Source organism: Cyclobacterium plantarum, from assembly GCF_011290685.1.
Taxonomy (GTDB): domain Bacteria; phylum Bacteroidota; class Bacteroidia; order Cytophagales; family Cyclobacteriaceae; genus Cyclobacterium; species Cyclobacterium plantarum.
Genome location: NZ_JAANYN010000004.1, coordinates 495,370 through 515,269 on the forward strand (window position 1 = coordinate 495,370; position 19,900 = coordinate 515,269).

At 40.8% G+C, this 19,900-nt stretch carries 12 protein-coding genes and 1 pseudogene; 11 read left to right on the top strand and 2 right to left on the bottom strand.

The features are described from left to right. Positions 1-141 precede the first annotated feature (141 nt). From G9Q97_RS12135 to G9Q97_RS12170, 8 genes and pseudogenes are all read left to right on the top strand, one after another. Positions 142-1,140, top strand: coding sequence for a FecR family protein (locus tag G9Q97_RS12135; RefSeq protein ID WP_166147174.1), 999 nt, complete (start codon positions 142-144; stop codon positions 1,138-1,140). A 118-nt stretch (positions 1,141-1,258) separates the two neighbouring features. After that, positions 1,259-4,642, top strand: coding sequence for a SusC/RagA family TonB-linked outer membrane protein (locus G9Q97_RS12140; protein ID WP_166147175.1), 3,384 nt, complete (start codon positions 1,259-1,261; stop codon positions 4,640-4,642). Positions 4,643-4,659: 17 nt separating this feature from the next. Continuing rightward, positions 4,660-6,192, top strand: coding sequence for a RagB/SusD family nutrient uptake outer membrane protein (locus tag G9Q97_RS12145; protein WP_166147177.1), 1,533 nt, complete (start codon positions 4,660-4,662; stop codon positions 6,190-6,192). A gap of 215 nt (positions 6,193-6,407) precedes the next feature. Beyond that, positions 6,408-8,744: a PSD1 and planctomycete cytochrome C domain-containing protein gene (locus G9Q97_RS12150; protein WP_166147179.1), complete on the top strand. Its 2,337-nt coding sequence runs from the start codon at positions 6,408-6,410 to the stop codon at positions 8,742-8,744. Positions 8,745-8,748: 4 nt separating this feature from the next. After that, complete coding sequence (locus tag G9Q97_RS12155) at positions 8,749-10,209, top strand: DUF1501 domain-containing protein (protein WP_166147180.1); 1,461 nt, start codon at positions 8,749-8,751, stop codon at positions 10,207-10,209. 638 nt (positions 10,210-10,847) lie between these two features. Next, the gene (locus G9Q97_RS12160; protein ID WP_166147182.1) at positions 10,848-11,744 is read left to right on the top strand and encodes an HNH endonuclease family protein; all 897 of its coding nucleotides are present in this window, start codon (positions 10,848-10,850) and stop codon (positions 11,742-11,744) included. 164 nt (positions 11,745-11,908) lie between these two features. After that, positions 11,909-12,923, top strand: a pseudogene (locus tag G9Q97_RS12165) (DUF4062 domain-containing protein). A gap of 928 nt (positions 12,924-13,851) precedes the next feature. Next, positions 13,852-14,715, top strand: a complete 864-nt coding sequence (locus G9Q97_RS12170; RefSeq protein ID WP_166147186.1) for a hypothetical protein — start codon at positions 13,852-13,854, stop codon at positions 14,713-14,715. A 243-nt stretch (positions 14,716-14,958) separates the two neighbouring features. On the opposite strand, the gene G9Q97_RS12175 is transcribed toward G9Q97_RS12170, so the two are convergent. Continuing rightward, positions 14,959-16,011 (bottom strand): 6-bladed beta-propeller, encoded by a 1,053-nt coding sequence (locus tag G9Q97_RS12175; protein WP_166147188.1) that lies wholly within the window; start codon positions 16,009-16,011, stop codon positions 14,959-14,961. A 29-nt stretch (positions 16,012-16,040) separates the two neighbouring features. Here G9Q97_RS12175 and G9Q97_RS24785 point away from each other — a divergent pair, with 29 nt between their 5' ends. From G9Q97_RS24785 to G9Q97_RS12185, 3 genes are all read left to right on the top strand, one after another. Next, positions 16,041-16,382 carry a hypothetical protein gene (locus G9Q97_RS24785; RefSeq protein WP_222851986.1) on the top strand — a complete coding sequence of 114 codons (342 nt, stop codon included), beginning with the start codon at positions 16,041-16,043 and terminating at the stop codon, positions 16,380-16,382. Between the two features lie 589 nt (positions 16,383-16,971). Next, positions 16,972-17,271, top strand: a complete 300-nt coding sequence (locus G9Q97_RS12180) for a type II toxin-antitoxin system RelE/ParE family toxin (RefSeq protein ID WP_166147189.1) — start codon at positions 16,972-16,974, stop codon at positions 17,269-17,271. 3 nt (positions 17,272-17,274) lie between these two features. Then, entirely contained in the window at positions 17,275-17,559 is a 285-nt protein-coding gene (locus G9Q97_RS12185; protein WP_166147191.1) for an addiction module antidote protein, read from the top strand. 185 nt (positions 17,560-17,744) lie between these two features. Here the strand turns inward: G9Q97_RS12185 and G9Q97_RS12190 are convergent, their stop codons facing one another. Beyond that, on the bottom strand, positions 17,745-19,859 hold the full coding sequence (locus tag G9Q97_RS12190) for an outer membrane protein assembly factor BamB family protein (RefSeq protein WP_166147193.1): 2,115 nt from the start codon (positions 19,857-19,859) through the stop codon (positions 17,745-17,747). Positions 19,860-19,900 lie beyond the last annotated feature (41 nt).

Here is a 19,900-nt window from a genome sequence, read left to right on the forward strand (position 1 = left end):
TTTTAAAATTCCAATTTCTATCATTTATAAATTTAATTTAACCAATATTAATACTAGAAATATAAAGAAATAAGAGTTTTTTTTCTTTTGTGCTTACGGGTATTAGCTGCCTTCCTGGTTATACAGTCATAAAGCGCATTCATGGGGAGTTTTCAGCAGGATATTGACCATTTAATTTTATTGTACCTTAAAGGGGAGGCTACTCAAGAGCAAATTGCTGCCTTGAAATATTGGATCGCTGCTTCTGAAGAGAATAAATTGATATTTAAATCTATTCAAAAAATCTGGGAGAGTGAAACATCCTCGAATGCCATAAAACTCAGTGCCAGGAGAGAAGAAATATGGGCAGCCGCAAGTCGAAAAAAAACTTCCCTTCAAAGGAAGGGATCCCCTGCAAAATCAGTCTTGTGGGCAGCTGTTCTCACATTTTTTCTTATTTTTTCTGCCATCGCCTTTTATTATAGGGCAAATGATGAACCTCCATTGGAAAAAACTATAAGCTGGCTCAAAAAGGAAAATCCAGCAGGACAGCGTTCTACCCATTTACTGCCTGATGGTACAAGAGTTTGGTTAAATGCGATGAGTAGCCTGGAATATCCGGAAGTTTTTTCAGATAGCATAAGAAGGGTAAAAATTACCGGGGAGGCATATTTTGACGTAGCCAGCAATCCAATTAAACCATTTATTGCTGAAGTGCAGGGTATACATGTGGAAGCTTTGGGTACCGCATTTAATGTTAAAAATTTTTCGAATGAATCTACACGAGCTGTTTCACTATTGGAGGGTAGGGTTAGGGTATCAGGTTTTGAAAAAGACCAAAGTTATATTTTAGACCCTGGATATGAAATTTTAATGGAAAAAAACAGGGTCGATTTTCATGTACAAACAATAGATTTTGATGCTTCTTTTGGTTGGAAAGAGGGCATTCTAATGTTTAATGGGGATGACTTTGTCACTTTCAAACGATCTATTGAAAGATGGTTTGGTGTGACGATGAAGGTGACCGGCGATCCTCCCACCGACTGGAATATCAGAGCCAAATATTACAATGAAAGCCTTAAAAATATCCTGCGAGATATCAGTTTTAATAAAAACCTTGATTTTGAAATGGTTAATAAAGACTTGATTTTAAAATTTTAGGCATTCTGATGGATTAATTGTTTAACGAAAATAATAAAAAACGAAAATGATGATAAATGAACCCGAACTTAGATTAGCCTTAAATACTATTTAATTTCTTCACTAAACCCATAATAACATGAAAAAACGATACAAAGGCTTCTTTAGTAAGTCTACAACCTCCTCCCTTTTTGGAATAATTTTCCAGCTGTTGCTGGTCAATTTTACCATTGCTCATGGTGCAGATGCCCAAAAGGCAATAAAAATTCAGAAAGTATTTATTGAGTCAGCCTACACAAATGCTACTTTAAAAGAAGTTTTTGAAGACATTGAGTCAAAAACTGACTTTGTTTTTACGTTTGACATTAAAGATGATTTTTTGGATGAAAAATTTAGCAAACCTCCGAAGAAGGAAAGTGTAGAAACGATTCTCAGAGAGATTTCCAGTCAATCAAGATTGGCTTTCCGGCAAACCAATAATAACATCAGTGTAAAGGAATCCACCAGAAAGGCAAAAATAATTGAAGCCACTGTGTCACCTGCGCAAATTGAGATAACCGGTAAAATCACTTCCTTAGCAGACAAGCAAGGATTACCGGGGGTCACAATACTGGTTAAGGGTACCAACCTCGGGACGATTACAGACATAGACGGAAATTATTCTCTGGTGGCGCCCGATGAAAATGGAACATTGATTTTTTCTTTCCTGGGTTATGAAACCAGGGAAGAACCGATTAACGGTAGAAGTGTCATTAATATCGAACTGTCTGAAGATGCCAAAGGACTAGAAGAGTTTGTTGTTATCGGTTATGGCATCCAAAAGGAGCGTGAGGTTACAGGATCTATTGCAAGTGTTGAAGCAGACCAATTGGAAGACCAGCCTGTAGGTCAATTCGTGCAAAAGTTGCAGGGAAGAATGGCTGGTGTCCAGATCAGTCAGGCCTCTGGAACGCCGGGAGGGGGCATGGCCGTAAGAATAAGGGGAGCAGCCTCAATCAATGCTGGAAATAATCCATTGTATGTTGTCGATGGTTTTCCTATTGTTGGAGACATCAATACTATCAATCCTAACGAAATAGAAAGTTTTTCAGTTTTAAAAGGAGCCTCTGCCTCTGCACTCTATGGTTCCAGGGCCGCCAATGGTGTAGTTTTAATTACTACAAAAAGAGCAAAGCCCGGCCAGACATCCGTCCAGTTAAGTGTTATCCAGGGAATGACACAGGTTCCGCAAAGGGGGAGGGCAGATTTAATGAATGCCCGGGAGTTTCTGGAAGACAGGAAAGCCATTTATGAGGATAAAATCCGCTATGAAGGCTTTACAGGTGGAATACCTGAATTGTACCAAAATCCCGAGGCCTACGATGGACCGGATACAGATTGGTACGATGAGTTATTACAATCCGGTAAACAAAACAGTTACAACGTTTCTTTTCTGGCCAATAAGGATAATTTCAGTTCCGCCACCACGCTTGGCTTTTTTGATGAAAAAGGTGTAGTACTTAATACCGGATTTCAGCGTTTTTCCCTGCGGACAAACAACGAATACAAAATAAACGATAACATTAGAGTTGGACTAAACTTAGCGCCCACCCACCAGTTAAGCCGAAACCAGGCTACGGACGGATTTTACAGCATTCTTTATTCCGCCATCATTACACCTCCGATATTTTCACCAGATGATGTAGATGAGAATGGCAACCAAAGGGTAAGCTTTACCGGGCCCGGCCTGTTTACCTTTCCAAACTGGAAAAAAACCATGTTGGAAACCTATGACCGGTCGGCTACCAACCGCTTACTGTCCAATGCCTATTTTGAAGCAGACATTCACAATGATTTCTTCTTCAAAAGTTCTGTTTCCGTGGATTTGGGAAATGCTAAAAGAAGGGTATTTAATCCATCTACTGCGGGCGGCATTTTCTCTCCTCCACCGAAACTCGCCACTGGCTCATACAGTACTTATGATTATAGCTCCTGGTTAACAGAAAATACCCTAAACTACACCAAAAATATAGGTAGTCACTTCATTGATGCACTGGTAGGTTATTCTGCCCAAAAATATCATCAGGAAAACAATGTATTGACAGGGACCAGCTATCCGGACGATGAAGTACCCTGGATAGATGCTGCTGCGATCAGGTATGGTAACAGCAACATGTCTGAGTGGTCTTTACTTTCTATGTTTAGCAGGTTAAATTATAACTACATGGGAAAATACCTGCTTTCCCTGTCGGTAAGGAGAGACGGTTCCTCCAGATTTGGTTCAGAAAACAGATGGGGAACCTTCCCTTCCGTTTCTGCAGGATGGATTATTTCTGACGAATCTTTTATGGCTGACTTTTCAAGTATTAGTTACCTGAAAGTCAGGGGTGAATATGGCCATGCGGGTAATTTTAACATAGGTAACTATAGCCAGTTTGGAAATATATCTTCTACCAATTATGTCTTTGGAGGGGCCTTAGCACAAGGAAGGAGTCCGGTATCCATAGGTAATCCATTTCTTACCTGGGAGACTACAGTTGGTATTGACTTAGGGGTTGATGTAGGTCTTTTTGATGATAAAATTTCTTTGGTTTTCGATTATTACGATAAGCGAACGACCAATATGCTCTACCAGGTCGATATTCCCTACGGTACTGGTTACCCAAATATTCAGGATAATATTGGTGAATTCCATTTCTGGGGTTACGAGTTTGGCGTTAATGCCAGAGTACTGGAGAGCAGTGAGTTCAGGTGGAATGCAGATTTTAACATTTCGTTTAACAGAAACAAAGTGATTCAGTTGGGAACCAATAATACGCCACTTGGCGGATTAGGTAATTATTCTTCTACCATTTGGAAAACAGAAGTAGGGAAGCCTATCGGTCAGTTTTACGGCTATATCTTTGATGGTATCTATATGACGCAGGAGGAATTTGATTCGCAACCTAAACACGTAACATCCGCAGTAGGAACGATCAGGTACAAGGATATCAATGAAGATGGTGTAATCGATGTGGATGACAAAACCTATATTGGCAATCCTAATCCTAAATTCTTTTATGGGTTCAATAACAACTTTTATTTCAAAAACTTCGACATGAACGTGGTCATTGCCGGTTCTTATGGAGGTAAAATGTATTACTCTTTGGCGGAATGGTCAGAAACCCTCGAGGGAATATTTAATGTAGAACGGTACATGAAAGACCGGTGGAGATCTTTGGAAGAGCCTGGTGATGGCATCATTGGCCGTTCCTTGTCAGGTACGACAGAATTTCCCCGTAATGTGCAGGACCGGCTCGCCCTGGATGCTTCCCATTTGACCTTTAAAAATATTACCCTTGGCTACTCCCTCCCCGAGTTCAGTAAAAGTGTCAGCTCGGCAAGAATATTCTTAAGTCTCCAAAATGCATTTGTCATTACTCCTTACAAAGGAGCAAACCCTGAATCAAGTTGGCAGGGTCTTAATGGGCTTCAGGAAGGTGTGGACATTAGTCCTTACCCTATTCCAAGAACGTATGCCTTAGGAGTAAATTTGAACTTTTAAACAAACCCAACGAGATTATGAAAAAGATAGCAACAATACTTGCCATACTGATAATGAGCTCCTGTTCAGAAGATTTTCTGAACCTGGTGCCTGAGAGTTCTATTACCTCAGGAAATTTCTATAAAACAGAAGATCATTTTAATCAGGCCCTGGTGGGAGCCTATGCTTCATTGAGGGGTGCCAAAGGCTCTATCGCCTCCTGGACAATGGGAGAAATGAGATCGGATAACACCCACCTGGAATTCAATATTACCAACCGTGGGCCTGCCTATATAGAAAGAGAATATACGGATTTTTTCATGGATGATGTAAACAGTGGTCTGGTGGCTAACAAATACAATTCCGATTATATTGGAATTGCGCGGACCAACGAGATTTTAGATCAGGTTGAAGAAGCTCCTTTGAGTCAGGAAAAAATCGATCAAATATATGGAGAAGCCAGCTTTTTGAGAGCCTTGTTGTATTTTGATCTGGTGAGGTATTTTGGGGGAGTGCCACTGTATTTAACAGCTGTAAAAGGCGCAGGTGATGCCTACCTTCCAAGAGCTTCTGTAAACGAAGTTTATCAGGCAATAATTCAGGATTTAGAAAATGCTGCTAATCGTCTGGATCCGGTTTCCTTCCCCCAAAATGGAAGAGCAAATGAAGGTGCAGCCAGAATGGTGCTTGCAGATGTTTACCTGACCATTAAAGACTATCCGAAAGCAGAATCAGAACTTTCAAAGGTGATCCAAATGGGATATTCTTTGCTGGACAATTATGGGGAAGTGTTCGAATTAAGCAACAAAAACAGTATCGAATCCATTTTCGAAATACAATATCAACAAGGAAACCAGGGACAAAATAGTGATTTCCTCTATCCGTTTATACCGCTTTCTGCAGATGTAAGTCTAATTACCGGCATCAGCTCTCAAAACCTTCAGGGAGGGGGCTGGAATACGCCTACGTTTGAAATGATAGCGGCCTATGAGGCTGGAGACGAAAGATTGCCTGCTTCCATCGGTATTGTAGAAGGTACTGGTCAGATCGGTAACATGTTTATCGATGAGTTAAAATCTCCTGTAGACTATGTACCAACTCCGGGGAAAAGGACCTATCCATTCATAAAGAAATACCAGAATCCCCATGCATTGGAACGGAATACGGATGACAACTTTCCTATTTACCGCTTTTCAGAGGCTTTGTTATCTATGGCCGAGGCACTCAATGAGCAAGGAAAATCAGCAGATGCATTGCCCTTTCTCAATCAGGTAAGAGAAAGAGCAGGTTTAGATCCGGTTACCGAAACCAACCAGCAGCTGCTCCGGGAAATTATCGAACGTGAAACCAGAGTGGAACTGGCATTTGAAAATAAAAGATGGTTTGATCTGTTGCGCACGGATAGGGCTATTGATGTTATGAATGCCAATGGGGTATACCTTAAGGAATTTTATGCCGGAGAATCATATTTACCTGCAATGAGTTATAATGTTACAACCGAACGGCTTTTGTTTCCTATACCACTTAGAGAAATAAGAATTGGGAATTTGGAACAGAATCCTGGCTATTGATACCCGATAAGTAGTATTCAATAACCGGATAAGCCCAAAATTTATAAGGAACAGCAGGCAATTTGAAAGCTGCTTGCCTGACAAATAAACCTTTAAAAAAAGTTAATTTTGAAGTGCCTGCTGTTCTTATTATATTAACAATAATGCTCTCAATCTGTAATTACGTGATTTTACATGCCCATATGATAGAGAGAAGAGTAGTAATACCAATGAGAATGATTAAATTATTCAGCACTATTCGTACTGTATTCTTCATGATGTTCTCCCTGTACTTTGCAGGCTGTACTTCAAATGAAGGTGAAATAGGGATTTCAGAAAAGTTTCCCGATAAGGTCAGCTATAATTTCCATATCAGGCCCATTCTTTCTGACAACTGTTTTGCCTGTCATGGACCGGATTCCGATGCAAGGGAAGCCGGATTAAGGTTAGACATAGAAAGTGAAGCATTCAAAGCCCTTTCAGAAAATCCAGGGGCTTTTGCCCTGGTGCCTGGCAAACCGCATCAATCAGAAGTCTTTTTGCGTGTAAACTCGAGCGATGAAAGTCAGGTGATGCCTCCTCCGGAGTCCAACCTCAAATTGACAAACAGGGAAATAGAGCTCATCAAAACCTGGATAAAAGATGGGGCGGTATATGAAAAACACTGGGCTTTTCAAGCCCCTCAATACATTGCAGCCCCTGAGGTAGAAGACAAAAATTGGCCTGTTAATGAGATAGATCATTTTATATTAAAGCAACAGGAAGATATCGGATTGCATCCCAACCAGCCGGCTTCAAAAGAAAATATGCTGAAGAGATTAAGTTTTGACCTGACCGGATTGCCACCAAATCTGGATTTGATGGATCGGTTTAGTGAAAATGATAATCCTGAGGCATATGAAGAGATGGTTGATTACCTGCTGTCCCAGCCTTCCTACGGAGAACGAATGGCTGTTTATTGGATGGATGTATCCAGGTATGCCGACTCGTATGGCTATCAATTGGATAACTTCCGAACCCAGTGGCCCTGGCGGGATTGGGTAATCCATGCCTTTAATGAAAATTTGTCTTTTGAGGATTTTATTACCTGGCAACTGGCTGGTGATCTTCTGGAGAACCCCACCAAAGAGCAGATTTTAGCCACGGGGTTTAATAGGAACCATAAAATTACCGAAGAAGGGGCTGTAGATGAAGAAGAATACAGGATCACCTATGTGACAGACAGGACCAATACCGTTGGCAAAGCACTCATAGGCATTACCTTTGAATGTGCGGCTTGTCACGACCACAAGTTCGATCCCATCTCCCAAAAGGATTATTATGAGATGTTTTCATTTTTTAATAATATCGATGAGTTGAGGACTTCTACTGCTCCAATAGATCCATTGGTAGGCACTCCGGAGTCCTATGCAAAGAAACCATATATTGAGATTACCGATGAGGATGCCGAAGGGATTCTTTCTTTTGTCAACAAACAGGATACCAGCAAACTGATTGTTTCGGTAATGGGTGAGCTGGATACCCTTAGAAACAATTACGTGTTGGAAAGAGGCGTTTTTAATGCATACGGAAGAGAAGTATTTCCAGCAACTCCTGAATCAATTCTAAATTTTGATCCAAAATATCCAAAAAACAGGCTTGGATTAGCCAAATGGTTGTTTGATGAGCGCAACCCACTGACTGCGCGGGTTTTTGTGAACAAGATCTGGAAGGAATTTTTTGGAAGAGGAATAGTCAATACGACCAGTGATTTTGGTATGCAGGGAGAATTGCCCAGTCATCCGGAATTGTTGGATTGGCTGGCCATTGATTTTATGGAAAATGGATGGGACATCAAACGGCTTATCAAACAAATGGTGATGTCTGCCACCTACAGGCAGTCGGTGGCGATAGATGAAAAGGAAAGGCAGAAAGATCCTGAAAACAGGTATTACACCAGAGCCTCTCGCCACCATTTGAAGGCAGAATTTATTCGTAACATGGTCCTTGCGAGTAGCGGACTTCTGGTTCCGGAGATAGGAGGGCGGAGTGTGAAACCTTACCAGCCTGACGGTTTGTGGGAGGCCGCGACAGCAGGGGGCTCCACCCTGGCTGAATATACCCAGGACCATGGAGATAACCTGTACCGGAGAGGCTTGTATACATTTGTGAAAAGGACAGTGCCACCACCCTCCATGCTCATCTTTGACGCCAGCAACAGGGACCAGTGTGAGACAGAGCGATCCTTTACAAATACCCCTTTGCAGGCTTTGGTCATGCTCAATGACCCAACAGTCCTTGAGGCCTCAAGGGTACTGGCAGCCCGTTTGCTCAGTGAAAACTCCACCCAAACAGAAAAAATTACCAAGGCTTTTCGCTTGATTCTATGCAGGAAACCGAAACCAAAAGAAGTAGAACTGCTGCTAAACTATCTTAGGGACAAGCTGGAAAGCATCGCAATGGAGGACGCAGAAGCATTGGCTTCAATAGGCGAATATCCGGTGGACGAAAATGCGGATAAAGTAGCCGTAGCAGCCTTAATGCAGGTAATCTCCACCATGTATAACATGGAAGAAGCCATCACCAGATCTTAGATTTATGGAAAAAGAACTATTAGAATACGGATTGAACAGAAACAGGAGAAGGTTTTTATCCAAATTGAGCCTTGGAATCGGGAGCGTGGCTTTAGGTTCCCTGCTAATGCCGGATCTTTTTAATCGGTCACGATCAATTGAAGACCTGGAATCAGGTGTACCCGGTTTACCGGATTTCGCACCTAAAGCAAAGCGCGTCATCTATCTTTTCCAAAACGGTGCCCCCTCGCAATTGGAGTCTTTTGACTACAAGCCCAAGCTTAGGGAAATGCAGGGGCAGGATTTACCCGCTTCTATCAGAGATGGACAAAGGCTGACAGGTTTTACGGCAAATCAGGCTTCCCTACCTTTGGTAGGGTCTTTCGTGGATTTCAAACAGTATGGCGAATCAAGGGCCTGGGTAAGTGATCTTTTTCCAAAAACAGCCAAAATCGTCGATGATATCTGCATCATCAAATCCATGCATACAGAGGCAATCAACCATGATCCGGCATTAACTTTCTTTCAAACCGGAGCCCAACAAGGCAACAGACCCAGCATGGGATCCTGGTTGAGCTATGGCCTGGGAAGTGAAAATCAAAACCTTCCTTCCTTTACTGTACTGATATCCAGGGGGGAAGGCAATAGCCAGGGGGTGTATTCCAAGCTCTGGTCCAACGGCTTTTTGGATTCCATTCATCAGGGCGTTCAGTTCAGTAGTGGAGAAGATCCGGTTTTATACCTCAATGATCCCAAAGGTTTAAACCGGTTTGACAGGCGACAGATGCTGGATAAGCTGGCCCAATTGAACCAGTGGTCTTATGAGGAAATTCATGATCCGGAGATCAATACCAAAATTCAACAATATGAAATGGCTTACCGCATGCAAACCACGGTGCCTGATGTGTTGGATATTTCCAAAGAACCTCAAAGTATTATAGACCTTTACGGGGAAGATTGTAAAAAGCCAGGAACCTTTGCGGCGAACTGCCTGCTGGCAAGAAAACTTTCTGAAGAAGGTGTTCGGTTTGTGCAATTGTACCACCAGGGCTGGGACCAGCATGTCAATTTGCCCAAAGAAATAACGGGTCAGGCCATGGATGTAGATCAGGCTTCGGCAGCTTTAGTTACAGATCTCAAACAAAGGGGTTTGCTTGACGAAACACTTGTGGTATGGGGTGGAGAATTTGGGCGAACCAACTTCAGCCAGGGTGAATTGACCAAAGACAACTACGGGCGAGACCACCACCCCAGGTGCTTTAGCATCTGGATGGCAGGCGGCGGTATCAAGCCGGGAATCGTCTATGGAGAAACAGATGAATTTGGCTACAATATCACCAAAAATCCGGTGCACGTGCATGACTTTCAGGCCACCCTTTTGCATCAGTTGGGACTGGACCATGAAAAATTAATCTACAAACACCTGGGCAGAAGATTCCGTCTCACCGATGTGGCGGGAAATGTTGTAAAGGATATCATTGCCTGATTTTGAAGGTTTCTGCGGCATCCTGGCGGGATTAACGTACCTAGAAATCCGACTATAAACGAAATTGACCTTTACCGAAATCCCCCTTTCTCAAAGGGGGCAAAGCCTGCCCTGATTTTTCAGGGGGGAATTTGTCCTCAATCCGTATGTTTTTTGGCAAATAAATCTAACCAAATGTAAAAACAAAGTTAAATTGACTTAGGATTACTGGGCGAATAAAGTGCAGGGTGCACTTTATGGAATGTTGTGGTGCATTGGGGTCAACGCAGAACATGAACGAACTTTCACAATACATAAAGTATAGAATCGAACGAATAAAGAAGACTGATGGGTTGATAACATTGTCATTTTTTGTAGTAGGTGTGAGCGTAGCAACCTGGAAATATGGATTCGAACCAACAGCCTTAACGGTCTTGATATTTTTCTCAGGATTGGTCTTTGCCGAATTTTTATCGAGCCCTAAATTTTACCTTTCTCAAAACAAGAAAAGATCAGCTATGGAAAAGGGAGGATAATATTTACTCTTATTCTTTTAATGATAGTCGTAATTACTCATCTTTTCCTTAGGGATAGGTTTGTCACTATTTATTCGCTGGGACATCGACAGTAGCTCAGCTGATGTTGATCTTGATACTTTCATGCTACATGTTTGGTTGTCCAAATATGATTACACAACAAAAAAGTCCTTATTTAAAAAATTAAAAGGCACTATTAAACCAAAAAATTCAAAAGAATTTCTAAATGGTTTGGTGAAGGATTCAGAGACTTATATTTCAATATTTGATTCAGAATTAAGGAAATGGTCAAAAAACGAAGCTGAATTAAGAGATTCTATTGAGGCACTTTCAAATTTTGGAGTAACACAACAAACTCCAATGGTACTTTCAATAATGAGAGACTATAATGCTCAAAATTTAAAATACAAATATACCAGAGAAGGTCTTAATTCGATAGAAAAATTCCATTACGTTTTCACGGCAATAACTTCACAACGTTCTTCAGGAGGGATTGCTTCAATGTACTCTACATTTGCTCGAAAACTTACTGCATGCAAATCTGACCAAGACCAATTAGCCGTGATTAGGGAGTTACAATTGAAAATGAAGGGAAAGCTTCCTACTTACGATGAGTTTTTAGCCAACTTTAAAAATTTAAAGTACACTAATAAATTTACAAAACATAAAAAAACTATTCAATATACTTTGAAGCAAATTGACAAATATTTTAATGGTAATGGCGTGCCAATTGACTATGAATTGATGACTATCGAACATATTCTTGCCCAAAATCCAAATTCAAAAGCGCCAAATCATGATTCCTTTGTAGGCCGGATAGGAAATTTGGTATATATCGACAATAAAACTAATGGGGGATTGGAAAACAAGAATTTTGAAGCAAAAAAACCAATTTTGTTAAATGCTTCAATTTATATAGATAATATTTTAAATGATGCCAATGAATGGAATGAAAACGAGATAAATGAGAGAACCGAAAAATTAGCCGAATTGGCATTTAATCATGTTTTTAAAATCTGACTTTAAATTAATGGCAGTTGGTAACATTGTATAAGAGCAATGGCGGGTGAGGTTGTAAGTTAAAGGTATGTGCATTTAAATACCTTTAGTGGTCGCTGACAGGTAATCGCCTTGAAATCCGAAACTGCTCTATACTTGACCGTTAGCTCACATTAGACAAAGAAATGGAAAAGAAATATCAATTTTTTATAAGCTCTACATATGTTGACTTAGTAGAGGAACGGAAAGAAGTAATTCAAGCACTTCTAGAACTTGACTGCACCTGTCGGTATGGAACTCTTTCCTGCTGCTAATGAAGATCAATGGACACTTATCAAAGAGCTTATTGATTCTTGTGACTACTATCTCCTGATTGTTGGCGGTAGATACGGTTCTTTAAATAGTGACGGAATCAGCTATACTCAAATGGAGTATCAATATGCAGTTAGTAAAGGAATCCCAGTCATATCTTTTACTCCTGCAAATCCAGAAGAAATTCCTGTTGGAAAAACAGATAAAGACCCTGAGAAATTAAAGAAGCTGACTGCATTTTTAGACTTAGTGCAACAAAAAATGTGCAAGAGTTTTCAAAACCCACAAGACCTTGGTTCAGTAGCAAGTAGGAGTATAATAAAATTGATTAAGAAGCACCCTGCTATTGGTTGGATTAGAGCTAATAATCTAACTAGCGAAGATAGTAGTAAAGAAATATTAGACTTGAGAAAACAAGTAGATGAATTAAAAAACCGACTTTATAAGCAAAAGAATTTTGCACCCCCAGGCTCCGAAGGGCTTGAACAAGGGGAAGATATATTTGAATTAAAATATCATTATACGGAAAAGGCTTGGGAGTCAATGGTTAAGGCAAACGATGGAAGCATAGAATTCACTTGGGATGAGATCTTTAGCATACTTTCACCTTTGATGGTTGATGAAGCATCTGAACCAAGATTGAGAGATGAAATTGTGAAAGTAATTCGAGAGCAGATTAAGGATAAAAAAGACCATAGACCTGCAAATGTTGAAATAAATGGAACCGATTTTCAAACAATAAAAGTTCAAATGATAGCTCTTGGACTTATAGAGAAAAGTGATAAAAAGAGGAGCATTAATGACACTGAAGTTTATTGGAAAATAACTCCATTTGGAGAGAGCAAAATGATGAGCCTTAAAGCTTTAAAAAGGAAAAACCTCACCTAATCGAGCCCGACCTGAGCCAAATGGCTCAGGTTGAGTCTCTCGCACCACCAAGCGTACGGGTCTTCCCGAAGCTTCCCTGCATCCCGGCTCGTCACTAAAATGACCCAAAGGGGTCATTTCTTAACGCTCCGCCCCAATTCACTGGATTGTGGGTTGCACCCGCCTGAATGAACGGGTTTGGCTGGTTTTGAGGTAGTAGCAAAGCATGGACACCTAACCCTTTCTCCTCAGACGGGACGAAGCGATCTTCCTAATCAGAATTGGGCTGTAAGAACCGACAAAATTCATTACTTTTGCAGGAAAAGTAAGCCTGTTTGAAAAAAGCGTTTTCCATATTGATGGTAACGGCATTAATGCTACCCCACCTGACAAGGGTTGGAATCCTGGTTGACTTTAAAATCAACCAGGACTTTATTGCAAAAGTGCTGTGTATCAATAGAGAAATACCCAAGTCCGACTGCCATGGGCAATGCTATTTGTAGGAACAACTGAAAAAGACGGAAGACCAGGAAGAAAAACCAGCACCTACCAACAAAAAACAGCAAATAGAAACATCGTACTATTAGAAATTGCCTTACCCTTATTCGTTTTAAGTGTTGCTATCTTATTTCTGATCAGCAAGTTGAAACAAAAATTATATTTACAGCCTTAGTGACCAATCGAGCGGATGGCCGCAGGCAAAAGACCTGTGGAACCGCTTTTACGTTTTGTCTCGATAATCGGGTGCACTAAGCGTATTTATCTTCCCGAATCGGGACACGCAATATCTCCCCGAATGTCCGGCTCATCGATAGGATGATCTCGATTCCTTTCCTTATTTACTTTTACAATAGTTTTATTTTCTGTCAGGTTTGAATTATTGTAGAGAAATCACTAGGTTTAGAAGGAATATATATTATTAAACAACATTCTTCAAAACGTATTTGAAATGAATAATGTACTAATTACTGGAGAATTCTATGACCAAAAATCCTTTTTTAGTTTAGGTGGGGCCGCAACTGCAGTCTGGATCTTCACCAATGTAATTGGCAATGTATTTGAACTGGATCTTGTAAATAATTATAAGTGGTTGGGACTTTTCCTTTCAATATTCATTGCATTTTTGGGCTCGTATAAAATCAAAAAAATTGATGTGGTTAGTGGGACTCTAACGATATTTAATGGGTTTTTAATATTTGTAGCTGCATCCGGAATAAATGCTATTAATCATGGAGTTACCGGGAATTCAAATATTAATGAGCAATCAGCAACATTATTAAAGTTTCTAGATAAAGAAATATGGTGGAAACCTACGGAGATGACACAAGAAATTATCATGCTTCAAGCTCAAAAAGACTCGATTATTAATCAAAATAATGTTAAAATAAAATATTTATTGGATTCATGTTCCCGAAATTATAAAAATGTTAATCAAAGTATAAATAAAGATTCGATTGATTTTAATGCAAGCAAAATTAAATCTCTCGAAAAAGAAGTTGCAGAACTAAGGAAATCAAAAAGAGAATTGGATTCCTATAATAACCAAAAAGAAATTCCTGAAGTAGCGAAAGTGGATACTAGTGAATTTTTAAGTAATGCTAGGGAAGATTTAATAAATCAGATTATAAATTTCCAAAATTCAAAGATTGAATTAGAAAAAAATGTTAACATGTATTTAGATGCTGGCACTTTAAATCCAGGAAGTCAAATTCAGGCACTCAGGGAAATGAATATTAAAATTCTTTCACTTAAATCAGGTTTGGATAAGTCGGATAAAGAAATTCAAAGAATCTTAGATAAGTTAAATTATTGAGGATTTTTCGATTGGCCTGAGGTTTGCAATCTTAGTTCTGGTATATCGAGCCCACCCGATGAGCCAAATTGCTCAAGTTGAAGTGCTCTCACCACTCGACGTAAGGGTCTTCCTGATTAATTCGAGCAAGCTGGGTTAGTCCTACATTGCGGTTCATACTGCTCCGCCCCAGTTCACTGGATGGTGGGTTGCGCCTGCCTGATTGGGATATTCGGGAAGGATTTGAGGTGAAAGAAAGCCCTTTTATTTTTTCAATTTGATCAGGACAATTGTCGGATTTAATTCAAGTCCAGATTCATCCGTCTCCCTTTTGATATAAAAATAGTCCCCATCTCCAAAAGAATTTAGAACATAAGATTTTCCATCTTCTGCTGTAATGCCGTTTTTTAAGTCGTACCCTACATTCTTTGACATATCATAGACCAACATGGATATTTGATTATTTGAAGCAAGATATGTAATGAAATAGAAATTACCATTGCTTGTAATTTCCAAAATATTAATTATTTTTTTTTCATCAAAAATGGATAAATCAAATTTTCTGTAAGGTTCCAGTTTATTATTTTTGAGATGGTAAAGGGTATCTCTGTAAAAATCTTCATTCATAATAGGCGCAAAATATACAAAGAGCCTATCTTCAATCGAACTTATGTATTGTTGATAAGTATAAGAGCCCATTATATGGTTACCAGGAAGTTGAATCTTCTTTACAAGAACTGAATCTGTCACTTTCAGATTTTTATCAAGCTGATAACCCATTATTGTTAGTAGATTGCCGTTATTTTTGGATTGTATATATCCTCCATGAGATAGCACCCAAATACCATTGTCCGTCGCATTCACGTAGAAGGGGTAAGGAAAATGTTTAGAACCAAGCAGCTCGCCTTCTTCGCCGTACTTTAATATGGCCTGGTTAAAATGGGCAGCAACGAGTAAACTTTCACCATTAATATCGTAACTGATCCCCCTTGCACCCAGATATTCCCCTGGACCCTCGCCTTGCCTTGCCACTACACCTTCATAGGTACCATCCATTCGAAATTTAATAATCCGATCCCTATCCTTAATATAAATATGCCTATCAGACTTAGTAATAGCACCAACGTATTGGACCAGTAAATCATCACGCGTTTCCAAAGGAATTTCTTCGATAGATACGGCTATTTCAGAAAGCATCAATTCTTCACCCGCTACTTTTATTCCTTCAATAGAAGTAACTCTCCCTGAGTTGGACGTACAAGAAAAGGTTAAAATAAGTACAATTGTTGAGAGAATATATTGATTGGATTTTTTCATATTTAATTTAGGCTTTTATTAAATAAACATTGCAAAAACAGAAAATGCCATGGTTTTCTGTTAAAAGGTTTGAAAATCAAAAAACTAACTATACTCACATCACTTTGACTGCCAATAAAATTACCGAAATTTTCTATCTTTTTGACGAATGCTGCATTGAATTTGACAAATCCGTCGCAAAACAACCTCAGAGAAATAAACCTAAAATCGAAACGGTAAATGAGGAACTGAAAAGAAATTTGCCTTACGGTAGTCAAGTGTGCCAAATTGAGCATTCCAGGCATCGCTCCTTCAATAATTTCATTTCTAACTTGATAACAGGCTTGATTGCTTATATTATTTCAGTATTATTCCTTTTAGCCAAATTTTAGGAATTACCTGGTAGGTATTGAGTATTAATCCGTTGTTTAGGTAATTTTGACTAAAACCGAAATGTTGGGATGTCCTCAAAAGGAATGGGCTATTGAGGGCAATCATATGGGTCCTGAAATTTTATAATCAATTGCCTACTGCTTTAGCTGTAGGCAATTAGGATATTCAAGCATCCTTGGCTTTAGCCCAATCTTCCTAATAGGCTACTTGGTTATGCCAGGATCCTTGGTCATATCATTAATCCTTAAATTGCTCAAATCCATATTTGACAATAAACTCATCTTATTCCTTCTGGAACGTTTTTTTTAGGTGATTCAGGCAAAGGTGCCCTACAAAATAAATGTTATCATGAAGCTTGCCTCATATGCGAAATTGTTAATTTGAAGGCTCAAAGAAAAGGGGAGGAGTTGGTGGAGATGATGCTTATTAGATCACCAATAAGGTATTCACTTTATGCTTCGATACCCGTCTGAACGCAAAGCCGGAGAAGGTTTTGGCACATTTTAAGAGGTCCAGGTAAATACGAATCAACTTTTTAAATTTAGAAAAATCACGTAATATTGTATCCAAATGAATACAAAAAATTAGATGTATTTTATTGAAAAGACTATTGAATTTGACAAGTGGTTAAGAAAGTTAAAGGATTTAAGGGCAAAAGCGAAGATTTTGTTTAGAATCCAAAAACTTGAAAATGATGAACATTTTGGGGATTGGAAGCCAGTAGGAGACGGAATTAATGAATTGAGGATAAACTATGCAAAGGGGTACAGAGTATACTTCAAGGAAAAAGATGGGAAAATAATTATCCTTCTTGTCGGTGGAGAAAAATCAACTCAACAAAAGGACATCGAAAAAGCAAAAGAAATTTGGTTACGTATTAAAAAGTAAAAAATGGAAACATCAAAATTCGATATAGCAGATTATCTGGACAGCAAGGAAATGATTGCCGAGTACCTGAATACAGTTTTAGATGAGGGCGATAGTGATGACGTTATTGAAGCACTAGGCCACATTGCAAAATCAATTGGCATGTCAAAAATAGCGGAAGAAACAGGAATGAGCAGACCAAGTTTATACAAAGCATTATCAAGTGGTGCAAAGCCTCAATTTGAAACCATAATGAAAGTATTAAAATCTGTGGGTGGGCAAATAAAAATAAATCCAATATCCAGGTAAAAATAAAAACGATGCCACAATCGAATAGCCTTACCTGGGCTAATTAGCTCAGGTTCAGGTTTTCAAAGTACCAATGGAACAGGTATCGTGGCTTCCCCTCATCCCGGCTAGTCGCTAAAACGAAACGTCGCGGTTCACCGGATTGTAACTTGCGCCCGAGAGAATGACATATTATCAAAACTGCATCAATCCGGAAGGCTAAATACAAACACCGCCCCCTCAGGGTGGGGTTTTAGTTTTGAGCCTCCTACAGAGATGGCCAGGTACTGCTTGCCGTTCACCGCGTATACACTGGGCGTGGCATGTCCTTCAGCAGGCAACTGATATTCCCAGAGTACTTGTCCATTGTCTTTGTCAAAAGCCCGGATTTTGGCATCAGCAGTAGCGGCAATAAACAGCAGCCCTCCGGCGGTTACGACCGGGCCCCCGTAATTTTCGGTCCCGGTTACCGGGACTCCGCGCTCGGTCAGCTCTTCGTGTTCGCCCAGCGGCACCTTCCATTTGATTGTGCCGGTATTCAGGTCGACCGCATTGAGTGTTCCCCAGGGCGGCTTGATGGCGGGATATCCTTCCTCATCGTTCCAGCGTTGGAAACCGCGGAAGACGTAGGGCGGCCCTTGCTTATCCCGGTCGATTTCTGAGCTAACAACCGGTTCTTCATCAAAGAGGAATGATACGATGGCGTCCAGACGCCCTTGCGAAACCTGATCAAAAGCGGGCATACGTCCGCCTCCCTTTTTCATTACCTGCATTACCGTTTCCCTGCCTAATCGGCTGGACACATCCTCGAGGGAAGGGAAGCCGCCGGCAGGATTGCCTTTGCGATCCGTTCCATGACAGGAGGCGCAATGGATCAGGTATTGCTTTTCGCCGTTAGGCAATGCGCTGCCATCTGCCTTTTTCGTGGGTACCAACTGGTAAAACCAGGGAATCTCATTTACGTTCGCATACAGGATTCCCTCAGGGTCTGCTGCAGCGCCACCCCATTCCATGCCGCCATCGTATCCCGGAAACATGATCGTTTGCTCCGTACTCGGGGGAGGGTAGGCCCCGTAATTTCCAGATTGATTGAATACCTCTTTGCTCATTTGCTGCGCTCTGGGAGAAATGGTCGAAAAGTCCTCGGCTGTATATTCCTGCCGCATCAATGGCGGCGGCGCTGTTGGAAAAGGTTGCGTTGGCCAGGTTTGAATTTCGTCGATTTTAGTGGCTGCTTGTGATCGTTCTTCAATCGGCCAAAGCGGTTCTCCGGTAAGCCTGTCGAACACAAACAAAAGCCCCATTTTTGTACCTACAGCAACAATATCCACCTTATTACCTTCGTGTTCTACCGTCAGTAAGGTCGGTGCCTGGGGGATGTCCATATCCCAAAGATCGTGATGCACGAGTTGCTGGTGCCAAAGTCGTTTTCCGGTATTCGCATCGAGCGCAATGAGTGAGTTGGCAAATAAATTTTCTCCATACCGGCCGCCTCCATAAAAATCAGGACCGGCCGTCTCGGTGGATACATAGACTATGCCGCGTGGTATATCGATCGCAAGGCCTGACCAGTCAGATGCCCCTCCTGTTCTTTCCAAATAGTTTTCCGGCCAGGTATCAGATCCAAATTCTCCCGGTCGGGGCAAGCTGTGAAAAATCCACTTCCGCTTTCCGGTACGAATGTCAAATGCACGTATTGCACCAGGAACATCTTCCCCTACATTGGCTCCAATGATAAATAGGTCCTTGTAAATCTGCCCAGGGGTATTGAGCGTTACATTCGGTTTCCCCGAAACGTCCATCCCCTCACCCAGGTGTATGGATCCATTTTCGCCAAAAGAAGGAATGAGTGCACCAGATTTGGCATTCAATGCAAAAAGCCGGTTTCCTTTCATGGTGAGTATGCGCCCAACTTCACCATCATGCCAATACATCAGCCCCCGTTGATCCCCATCCGCAAGCGATTCGTGAATATCCGAAGGATCAAATGTCCAGTGTTCTTTACCTGTTGCCCCATCCAGCGCCACAACCCGGCTGTGTGGCGTAGCTGTGTATAGCCAACCGTCCACAATAAGGTTATTCGTCTGATAATTGGCAGCCTCACCGGTACCATACGTCCATGCCAGTTCTAATTGTGCCACATTACTTCTATTTATTTGATCCAGCGCAGAGTACTGATTGCCGCTGGGGTGACCCAGATACGTTGCCCAGTCAGCCCCGGCACCTTCCGGTTTGGTTTTTTGCGTACAGGCAGTCCCGAAATAAGCCAGGAAACAAAGGATAATAAGGTAGTATGTTGAAAAATGGAGGTGGTTTTTCATAGGGTACCGGGTTAGTATAGGGTGCATGTATTGTTATTGTA